This is a genomic window from Niallia laureatilytica, from assembly GCF_046613985.1.
In the GTDB taxonomy this organism is placed as follows: Bacteria; Bacillota; Bacilli; order Bacillales; family Cytobacillaceae; genus Niallia.
The window spans coordinates 36,873-47,397 of the sequence record NZ_JBKKHP010000019.1; the positions used below are offsets into that span (position 1 = coordinate 36,873).

8 protein-coding genes and 1 other annotated feature are annotated in these 10,525 nt (G+C 37.9%); of the genes, 6 read left to right on the plus strand and 2 right to left on the minus strand.

Features of this window, described 5'->3' with window-relative positions; genetic code table 11:
- Positions 1 to 39 precede the first annotated feature (39 nt).
- Entirely contained in the window at positions 40 to 2,961 is a 2,922-nt protein-coding gene (locus ACLIJJ_RS25380) for a transglycosylase domain-containing protein (RefSeq protein ID WP_411411874.1), read from the minus strand.
- A gap of 149 nt (positions 2,962 to 3,110) precedes the next feature.
- Positions 3,111 to 3,339: a binding site (T-box leader), on the plus strand.
- A gap of 103 nt (positions 3,340 to 3,442) precedes the next feature.
- Between ACLIJJ_RS25380 and tyrS the strand changes: the two genes are divergently transcribed.
- The 5 genes from tyrS (at position 3,443) to ACLIJJ_RS25405 (ending at position 6,713) form a co-directional block, all read left to right on the plus strand.
- The gene (gene tyrS / locus ACLIJJ_RS25385) at positions 3,443 to 4,699 is read left to right on the plus strand and encodes a tyrosine--tRNA ligase (protein WP_237941808.1); all 1,257 of its coding nucleotides are present in this window, start codon (positions 3,443 to 3,445) and stop codon (positions 4,697 to 4,699) included.
- 141 nt (positions 4,700 to 4,840) lie between these two features.
- On the plus strand, positions 4,841 to 5,467 hold the full coding sequence (locus ACLIJJ_RS25390; protein ID WP_233317708.1) for a LysE family transporter: 627 nt from the start codon (positions 4,841 to 4,843) through the stop codon (positions 5,465 to 5,467).
- 246 nt (positions 5,468 to 5,713) lie between these two features.
- On the plus strand, positions 5,714 to 5,914 hold the full coding sequence (locus ACLIJJ_RS25395; RefSeq protein ID WP_233317710.1) for a YozQ family protein: 201 nt from the start codon (positions 5,714 to 5,716) through the stop codon (positions 5,912 to 5,914).
- A 333-nt stretch (positions 5,915 to 6,247) separates the two neighbouring features.
- Positions 6,248 to 6,412, plus strand: coding sequence for an aspartyl-phosphate phosphatase Spo0E family protein (locus tag ACLIJJ_RS25400; protein WP_233317712.1), 165 nt, complete (start codon positions 6,248 to 6,250; stop codon positions 6,410 to 6,412).
- 43 nt (positions 6,413 to 6,455) lie between these two features.
- The gene (locus tag ACLIJJ_RS25405) at positions 6,456 to 6,713 is read left to right on the plus strand and encodes a hypothetical protein (RefSeq protein ID WP_233317714.1); all 258 of its coding nucleotides are present in this window, start codon (positions 6,456 to 6,458) and stop codon (positions 6,711 to 6,713) included.
- Between the two features lie 755 nt (positions 6,714 to 7,468).
- Here the strand turns inward: ACLIJJ_RS25405 and rpsD are convergent.
- The gene (gene rpsD / locus ACLIJJ_RS25410) at positions 7,469 to 8,071 is read right to left on the minus strand and encodes a 30S ribosomal protein S4 (RefSeq protein WP_127736987.1); all 603 of its coding nucleotides are present in this window, start codon (positions 8,069 to 8,071) and stop codon (positions 7,469 to 7,471) included.
- A 542-nt stretch (positions 8,072 to 8,613) separates the two neighbouring features.
- On the opposite strand from rpsD, the gene ACLIJJ_RS25415 reads away from it, so the two are divergent.
- Positions 8,614 to 10,491: a sensor domain-containing diguanylate cyclase gene (locus tag ACLIJJ_RS25415; RefSeq protein ID WP_233317716.1), complete on the plus strand. Its 1,878-nt coding sequence runs from the start codon at positions 8,614 to 8,616 to the stop codon at positions 10,489 to 10,491.
- Positions 10,492 to 10,525 lie beyond the last annotated feature (34 nt).

The following is a 10,525-nucleotide window of genomic DNA, read 5'->3' on the forward strand; positions in this document are numbered from 1 at the left end:
AGACGTTCCGTTAAACGGAACGTCTTTTTTGCAGCAAGATCAAGTATTATCGCTTTTTTCTTCCTCACTTGCAGCGTTAGAGTCTTCTTTATCTGAATCAGTTGATTCATCATTTGTCTGTTCTTGCTTGTTTTTATCCTCGTTCGAAGCTTCTGTTTTATTCTCTTCCTTTTTCTCTGTGTTTTTCGCCGTATCTGCTTTCGCTTTAGAGTTTTCATCTTTTTTAGCGCTTGTCTTATTGCCGACTTCTATCTTATTAGAGTTAGAAGATTCTTTACCAGCAATATCAACTGCTTTCACAATATAAGCCCCGCTGCCAGCTCTATAGGAGAGACTGTCACTCGCTTTAATGCTTGCGACCTTTTTGCCGTTTTGATACACACGATAGCCGATAACATCTTTTTCCCCGGATCTTGACCAGGTGATCGTGTTACCGCTGCTGCTGATTTTTGGAGCTCCTGGAGCTTTTCCGTTGTCCGTTATTTTATTTGATGGAACAACGACATTTTTCAGCGCTGTGTTATTTTGAATCAAGGTACTAGGATCCGTTACAGTAATTCCAAACAGTTTTTCAATATAGTCAGGATTTAATATAACTCCATTTTCAGCAAATTCACTTGGTGTGGAGTCTAAAGCCATATATTTCGTATCGCCAATCTGCACATATTTCCCTGCAACGATACTGTCATCTGTCTTGTTCGGAACAGCATTTGCTTTAAATAAATCTGTTGTAACAAGTCCCGCTTTTGAACATCCCTCTGAGGCAAGCAAACCAGAAAGGGAGCAGACAGATCGTCTGACAATTCCGCCTGGCATTGTAAAGCTTTCAGACGGGTCTACAAGCTTCGAATCGACATCGTAAGCAGCATTCATTAAATCTGCCCATAAATAGTTATTACGCATGCTGTAGCTCATCGTCCCGGAACTCTGGAGTGATTTAGGTGTGTCATAACCTGTCCATACCCCGAAGGAAACATTCGGGTTAGTAGCCACAAACCAGGAATCCTTAAATTCCTGTGTTGTTCCTGTTTTTCCAGCCCAGTCAGAGCTGAACTTCAAGCGGCTTTTAACTGCCGTAGCGGTTCCTTGATTAATAACATCCCGCATCATATCGATAGTTAAATAAGATGTTTGCGGGCTGAATACTTTCACTTTGTCTGCTTTATGCTTATAGATAACTTTTCCGTCTTTATCAACAATTTTATCAATCATATAAGCATCAACGAACTCTCCGCCATTTGCAAATGTTGCAAAGGCATTCGTATTTTCCTCAACAGAGACGCCGTTTGTTATTCCCCCAATAGAGGTTGCTCTGTTAGAATAATCGGCATCTGTTAATGTTGAAAAGCCCATTTTTTCTAAGTAGGTAGCAGGCTTTTGCGGCAGAATTTGAGCATAAGCCTTTACCGCAGGGACGTTATAAGATTTAGCGAGTGCAACCCTTGCTGTTACAAGACCATGAAACTGGAAGTCATAGTTGTTCGGCCAGACTGTCCCAGGTCTTGCTGGGTCCAGAGCCAAAGGTACATCAGGAAGAACTGTTCCAGGTGAAAGTGTTCCTAATTCAATGGCAGGACCGTATACGAGCAGCGGCTTCATTGTGGAACCGTTCGGTCTTGGGGCTGTGCTATGGTTTGTAGCTTCTCTGTCATAATCTCTTCCTCCGACAAAGCTGATAATAGCACCAGTCTTATTATCAATCAGCACCGCACCTGTTTCTACAGGCTCCATGATAGTTTTCTTTTCTCCTGTTTCGCTGTTTGTAACAGTTTGTGGTTTATCAGGACCGTAATATGGGTATTTAGCTACTACATCCTGAAATTTATCATACATTTTTTTATTGATTGTACTGTGAATTTCATAGCCGTTCTGATGGATTTGGCGATCAGCCAGCTCATAATACTGCTCTTCCAGAACTTCATCTTCCTCTAAATCCTTCGCATTATAGCCGTCTTCTTTTGCAAGCATTTCAGCGATGATTTGGGTCGCTCTATTTTCAATTTCGTAAGTAACCCAAGGATATTTTTCAGTCGGACTTGCCTCAGGGCTCGCGAAATCCTTTGTTATATCATAGGCAGATGCTTTTTCGTACTCTTCTTTTGTAATTTTATGCTGGTTGTACATTCTTGTCAGAACCGTCTGCAGTCTTTCCAAACCAGGTTCTAAATTCTTTTTGACTGTTCCATCTTGGGTGAACGGAGTATAGCCGAACGGACTTTGCGGCAGTCCAGCGATAAATGCTGCCTGCGGCAATGTAAGATCTTTTGCTTCCACCCCAAAGATTCCTTTTGCAGCAGACTGTACACCGGCAATATTTCTGCCAGAGGCATTTCTGCCGAAAGTAGACACATTTAAGTATGCTTGAAGAATCTCCTCTTTAGAGAAAAATTTCTCCAGCCTTAATGCGAGTAATATTTCCTTTGCTTTTCGTTCAAAGGAAACTTCATTCGTTAAAATCTGGTTTTTGATAAGCTGTTGTGTTAAGGTGCTTCCTCCAGACTGTGTGGAGCTGTTAGAAACTTCCTGAACCAATGCTCTCATTATCGCTTTAGGAACTACACCATCATGCTTATAGAAGTTCTCGTCCTCTGTGGCAACGATCGCATCCACTAAATATGGTGATACATCCTCTATTTGCACTTCTTCTCGTTCTAAATCTGTCGGCAGTTTTCCTAAATAAACGTTATCGGCAAAATACAGTTCGGACGTTTCTTCATAATTATAAATGTCCTTTTGCATCGTCTTGTAGGAGCGGATAGGTTCCTCCTTAACAAGAGAAGCAAAATAGCCTGCACCGATTCCTCCAGCAAAAGCACCGCCGACTATCAGTAGAATAATGAATATCAATATAATATTCCAAGAGACTTCATAAGTGATACGAGCTCTTTTGGCGGTTTTTTTATTGGTGAAGAAGCTTAGGAAACCATGGAGATAGTTTTTCCACTTCGGGCTTTCATTCATATGGTATCATTCCCCCTAAAATCACATACATTATAGCATAAAGCAATGGGCAATATGGACAATGTTCGATAATTTCCAACCTTTTTCGCAAAAGCATTTGACATGCTACGTTCTTTTATGGTAAAAATAACTCAAACTAATATTGATTCGTTATTGCGTTGATGGGAATAAGTAGTTCTTTTATCACTATACTAAGAGAGCCATTGGTTGGTGTGAAATGGCATATATAAAAGGATGAATTACCTCCCGTAGCTTCTGTTGGGAAATCCTCATATGGGTTAGTAGCAGCAGACGGTTGTGAGCCGTTATCTTTTTTAAGTGGAGAGAAGTTTTCTTTTCTCAATTAGGGTGGTACCGCGCTAAAAAAGCGTCCCTGCATATTCATGCAGGGACGCTTTTTTTTGTTCCAGAAAAAAAGAGCCGCACAAAAAGCACGCGCTGTTAATAACAATCAAAAGGAATAACGAATGGAGGAATTATAGTGAATTTACTTGAGGATTTACATTGGAGAGGCATCGTTTACCAGCAAACAGATGAAGAGGGCTTAAAAGATGTTTTAGCTGACGAAAAAATCAGCTTATACTGCGGGGTGGACCCGACTGCAGACAGCATGCATATCGGACACTTGCTGCCGTTTTTGACATTGAGACGCTTCCAAAATGCAGGACATACACCAATCGTGCTTGTCGGCGGAGCAACAGGTCTTATTGGTGATCCGAGCGGAAAGAGCGAAGAAAGAAATCTGCAAACACTAGATGCAATCGGACATAACGTTAAATGTCTGCAAAAACAGCTCGAGAAAATATTTGATTTCGGTGGCGATAATGGTGCGGTGATGGTTAATAACTATGACTGGGCTGGCAAGATGGATATCGTTACATTCCTAAGAGATTACGGCAAGCATATCGGCATCAATTACATGCTGGCAAAAGACACAATCTCCTCAAGATTGGAAACAGGTATTTCCTTTACAGAATTTACTTACACAATCTTACAGGCCCTTGATTTCTTGCATCTTTACGAAAACCATAACTGTAAGCTGCAAATTGGCGGCAGTGACCAATGGGGAAATATTACGACAGGATTAGAGCTTATCCGTAAAAATAGTGCAGAAGGTGCAAAAGCTTACGGATTAACGATCCCGCTTGTAACGAAAGCTGATGGAACTAAATTTGGTAAAACAGAAAGTGGTGCTATTTGGCTTGATCCGGAAAAGACTACACCATATGAGTTCTACCAATTCTGGATTAATACAGCAGATGCTGATGTGATTAAATACTTGAAATTCTTTACATTCCTTTCAAAAGAAACAATTGAAGAATTGGAGCAATCATTACAGGCTGAAGCTCATTTAAGAAAGGCGCAAAAAGCTCTAGCTGAAGAAATGACAAAAATGATTCACGGCGAAGCAGCGTTAGAGCAGGCCATGAAAATTACGGAAGCACTTTTCAGCGGAGACATTAAAAACCTGACAGCATCTGAGATTAAGCAAGGCTTTAAGGATGTTCCAACATACAAGCATGAAGAAGGTGATGCAGTTCTAGTTGACCTGTTAGTAGCTGCTGGCATTGTATCATCGAAAAGGCAAGCTCGTGAGGACATAACAAATGGTGCTGTGTACGTCAATGGTGAGCGAAAGCAGGATTTGGACTATGTTTTAGGTGAAGAGGATCGTATTGAAGGACAGTTCACCGTTATTAGAAGAGGGAAAAAGAAATACTACTTAATTCAATATTAATAAATGAAAGCTTCTTGGACTGTTTGTCCAAGAAGCTTTTTTATAGTGCCGACTTATTCTCTAAATAGAAAATAATTTTCTGTGGTACAAGTCCCTGCCGCTGAATACATTAGAAGTAAATATACATATGCGGAGGGATTTATGGGTACTTTTTTTCCTTATATATTATTAGGTGTTTCATTGGCGGCACCTGTTGGTCCTGTTAACGCTGCACAATTGGACAAGGGAATCAGAAATGGTTTCTTTCATGCCTGGGTGTTCGGGCTTGGTGCATTGGCGGCTGATGTCATTTATATGATGATGGTTTATTTTGGAGTAAGTCAGTTTATAAACACACCATTTATGAAAACCTTTTTGTATTTGTTCGGTTTCTTCGTACTGACGTATACCGGAATAGAAAGCTTGATTAATACAGCCAAAATTAATGTGACAGAAAGGAATAAACAGGACAATTCTTTGTTTAAGTCGTTTTTTTCTGGGTTTTTAATGTCTATTTCCAATCCTTTAACCATTCTCTTCTGGCTTGGAATATATGGCTCTGTATTGGCAAAATCAGCAGAGAGCTTTTCTAATAAGTCCTTCATATTATGCAGCTTGGCTATTATCTCAGGGATTTTATTATGGGATCTCATAATGGCCCTCATTTCAGGCATTGCAAGAAGGCTGCTTCATTCTAATATGCTGTATGTAATTTCTGTTTTGTCATCTTTATCAATGATTGGTTTCGGACTTTATTTTGCTTACCAAGCATATAAGGCTTTATTCTGAGTAGGTAAATTTTTGTAAACAGACGATTGACTGCATGGATTGTTCAAATCCATGCAAAATATGTTTTGTATCACAGAAAACACAAAGCCGGAAGTTCTAGGAGGATAATGATGCAAAACTCAATCAATGGAATGCAGCAAATAAACCAATGCAGACAGATTGTTCAACACTTAATTCAAAAGCATCTTCCTATCCTTCTAACAACATGTATCAACAATAATAAATAGAAGAAATGGAGGAATTACGATGAAAAAAACACAGAATGCTCCTGTAGCGGGAAAAACCTACGAAACAGAAGACTATCAAAAGAACGATGTTGTCTCAAAAGGGCTTGCTGAGACCCATGAGCAATCATCAGATACCTATACAGAAGGCACTATTGACGGCGTGATGGAAAATGTCGCTGGAGAAGATATTCCCCTTCAAAATGACGGTCATAAAAAATAAGCAAATAAAGGAAGGTAGGAGAAGCATCCTGCCTTCCTTTATTTTTAAGGATGGAAGAAGGATGTAACTTTTTTAATATTTTATATAGCTGAAGACCTTGAATTAAATAAAAGAATATTCTTACAAAAAGAATAGTAGGAATTAAGAACTATTGAAGGAGGAAATTTATAGTTCTTTATAACTGATGTTATCTAAACAGCTTGAATTTACAGGTAGATTCAGTCAAAATTTGTTATATATTGTCGACATTTGAAGAAAGATTATCCTTTTTTGTATCCGTTTACCCTTGTTAGAATAAATTTCTATGGAAATTATTAAAGGGGTAGTTTACATATGAGTATTCATTTAAATGAACAAATTGAAATGCTGAGAGAGAATATGATTTCAACAGGAATGGCAAAGGGGTTCACTTCTAAAGAAACAATTTTACTTAGTAAGAGATTAGATAATTTAATGAATTTACAAATGATGATACATAAAGGAGAAGCAGCTTCTTGAATTGAGGCTTACATATAAAAAATAAATCGAAGGAAGATGAACGTTGCAAGAAAACTTAATGACATTATATGATTATGACAAAGCATATGTAAGAAATGTATTGAAACGGGAAAGAGATTTTAAGGTTCCTGCTAAAGGTGGTCCGCTTCGAATTAAAAGTACAGAGCTAGTTGAGTGGCTGATAGAAGAACAGTCCAAGGATGAAATAAGGAAGCTTGTGACAATGATGAAAGCCATCAGAAAACGAAATGCTTCTGTGAGGACATTAATCGAGACTATAGCGATAGGCTTGATAAAATAATTGGAATGCAGAAGACCTGGGGGGGTCTTTTTTTTATGGGGAAGGAGCAAAGGCAGTGGTGAGAAAATTGGGGATCGCTAAAACGCCTTTGCTCCTTATTAGACTTATAGCCGTATTTTTCGGAATTAAACATTGGGCAGTATCAAAGAAGATGACAAAAAAGCCTCAGAAATTGCAGTAATTTCTGGGTCTTTTAGATGCTTTATTAACAGAATTATTTGTACTTTCTTATAAAGGATTCATGATTTAAGCCTTCACAAAAGTTGTGAAGGTCTTTTTATGTTCTTTTTTAAAAGCTAATAATTTCTTGAAATGAACAAACAGCAAGAAGTTACCTAATAAGGAGAATGTGACTTCTAAAAAATTATTAGGCAAAATTAGCTTTCTGTTACAATAATGTACCTATTAATTATACAAGTCATTTAGTCAAAGTGGATAAAACATGATCGATAACAAAAAGAAGATACAACGATATAAAGAATTAATGCATTGATAAAAAATGCAGTTCCAGTATTGATATTTTTCACAACAACTAAAGATAGGAAAAACAAATTAGAGAAATGGTGTAAAGGGAAGGGTTTTAGCTTTCAAGTTAAACTATTTACTGAAATATAGAGGATGTGTCTGTCCACACTAATAATTCAGTCCCAATATAAGCCCCAATACATCATTCTACGAAGCGTAATAAAAAAACCCCAGAAAGCGTTGATACAACGCGGTTTCTAGGGTTTGATAATGCTGTATTAGCAAATCTATTAACGAGAGTAGAACTCAACGATAAGAGCTTCGTTAATTTCAGCTGGCAATTCAGAACGTTCTGGTAAACGAGTGAATGTACCTTCTAATTTATCAGCATCGAAAGTCAAGAAATCAGGTACGAAGTTGTTCACTTCAACTGCTTCTTTAACAATATCAAGATTACGTGATTTTTCACGCAATGTGATTGTTTGACCTGCTTTTAGACGGTATGATGGGATATCAACACGTCCACCATCAACGATAACGTGACCGTGGTTAACAAGCTGACGTGCTTGACGACGTGTACGAGCAAGACCTAAACGATAAACAACGTTATCAAGGCGAGATTCTAGAAGCGCCATGAAGTTTTCACCGTGTTTACCTTTCATTTTGCCAGCAATATCGAATAAATTACGGAATTGACGCTCATTTACACCATACATATGACGTAATTTTTGCTTTTCCTGTAATTGTAAACCGTATTCTGATAATTTTTTGCGTTGGTTTGGACCATGTTGTCCTGGAGCGTAAGGGCGTTTATCTAACTCTTTGCCAGTACCGCTTAAAGAAATTCCAAGACGACGAGAAAGTTTCCAACTTGGACCTGTATAACGAGCCATTGATGACTCCTCCTTCATGTTTTTATTTTGTAAAATAAAAACAGATGCAACTAGCCTTTATGTTTATTTTGTCTTCATGTACCTTCGCCCTAGCAGCTAAGGGTTACACAATACACCATCAAAAAAGCTTTTGAGGAACAAAATAAAGCAACAAAGTGATTTGCATATGCTGCAATATTTTACACAAAGAATATTATATGATTTCAACTGCCTAAAAGTCAAGCTAAGATTTATTAATTTTATGCTAGTAGAAATTTACCTTTATAGGAGCAGGAAAATTTTATGCTCTTGTATTCTCATTACAGCGCCTTGTGATATAATTGTTTTACTTTACTATAAGAATTGTCCGATAATTTAAGTATATAAAATTCCTACTTTTGGATTAGGCGAAAAGTATCTGTTGTTTATATAGGACTGGATGTTGCTAACTTTAGTCTAGCACTAAGTCTTGTCATTATAAAATTAAATAGAAGACAGCGGCAATATCTTTGGATAAATTGGGAAAAATACAATGAATAGTTAGATGAATAGGTGATAATTAGATGGATATGCTTGACCACCAATCAATAGTAAAGCTAAAAAGTCGTTTCTTTGATCTCTTTGATATAGAAAGTAAAAGCTTTAATTACGAAATAATTCTGCGAGAAATGCTTTATATTATTAAAAATTTTTTGCATGCTGCAGAAGTGACTTACTATAGTGCTAATGAGTGGAACGATGAATGGGCTGTGGAGGCGTCAACAAACCCAACAGTTGCAGCATCCATCCTTCCGTATACAGTAGATATAAAAAACAGGCTGCTGACAAGAGCAGTCAGCAAAAAGCCAATTGGTATTGATGAATTAGAAGAGTATGATTTGTTAATTCCTTTAAAAAATAAAGATGGCTTTTATAATTTTTTTGTTGTGAGATTAAATGAATCCGAACAAAGCAAATCACTTGGTGATGACTGTCTGTATAAGCTGATAAGTGAAGAATTTAGTTACTATATAATAAAGGTTCAAAATTTACTGGAAGTGGTTGCAGAGGAGAAAAGATATAAAAAACTCTTCAAGGTAACCGAAAAATTCCACTCCTCCATGAATACAGAAGGGGTTTTGCGGGCGATTATCAATACTTTAAAGGATATCTATCCATCGCTCGGCTATTATCTGTTATTGTCTCATGATAATAACACACATGGAGATCTGCTCATTAAGGATTTGGAATATGACAGCTCAAACCTTGCTGCGATGGAAGCCTACGTAACTGGTGAGATCCAGTTTGAGTATCTTCAAGAGGGCAGAAATTCGATACTATATGCTCCTTTGAAAGGAAAGCAAGGGGTATACGGTGTTTTGCAAGTAATTGCTGAAAACTCGGTTAAGTTCCCTAAAAAAGAAGTAGAGTTCATTTCTCTGCTTGCTAATACTGCGGGTGGTGCACTTGAAAACGCACAGCTGTATCAGCAGTCGAAAAAACTGGTGTCTGATCTTCAGCTTATTAATGAAGCGTCCCATCGGTTAAACGCTAATCTAAGGCTTAATGAAATGATGACATATATGTCGAATCGAATATCAACAAGCTTTGAGGCTGAAGAGGTAGGATTTATTTTATTTTCCGCTGAATCAAATACAGTGACTGTCTTAAACGGAAGCACGGACTTTTTCTGCTCAAAAGCTGCTGAAAGTTATATCCAGTATTTTAAAGAAAAGATTAAACAAGAAAAAGACTCTTTGTTTTTAGGAGATTTCAGTATGCCTGCCGAAGAGGATGCTGTTTTCAAATCGATTATGGCAGTGCCGATGATGCAAACAGGCATTTTAAAAGGTTTTTCTATCGTGATGCATCAAAAGCCGTATCATTTTTCATTTGATACTTTTAAGCTGCTGCAATCACTTATCCATCATTCTACATTAGCACTGACTAATTCTATGCTTAGAGAAGAGCTAGAAAAGATGGTCGTCACAGATCATCTAACAAAACTTTATTCCAGAAGCTTCTTAGATGAAAAGCTAGAAAGGTCCCTTGTAGAGGATGCAGAAGGTACATTCATTCTCATTGATATTGATAACTTTAAAGCAGTTAATGATACGTATGGACATCAAGTCGGTGACGAAATTATTATTCAGGTTGCTAATATCATCTTAGAAAACATTCGAGCGACAGATATTGGAGCAAGATGGGGCGGTGAGGAGCTCGCAATCTACTTGCCAAGAGTTCCGCTCCAAGTAGGGGTTGCTATTGCAGAAAGACTTGTGGAAAAAGTCAGGAAAAGCTCTGCCCCGCCTGTGACTATTTCCTGCGGGGTCTCCTATTGGATGAGACATAAGAAGGAGAATTACCATGCACTCTTTAAGCGTGCAGACAAAGCGCTGTATATTGCTAAGGAAACAGGGAAGGACCGAGTCATCGTCCAGGACGCATTCTTGCAAAAATAATGCTTGCTTCAAAAAGAAAACACCCCGAAACGTT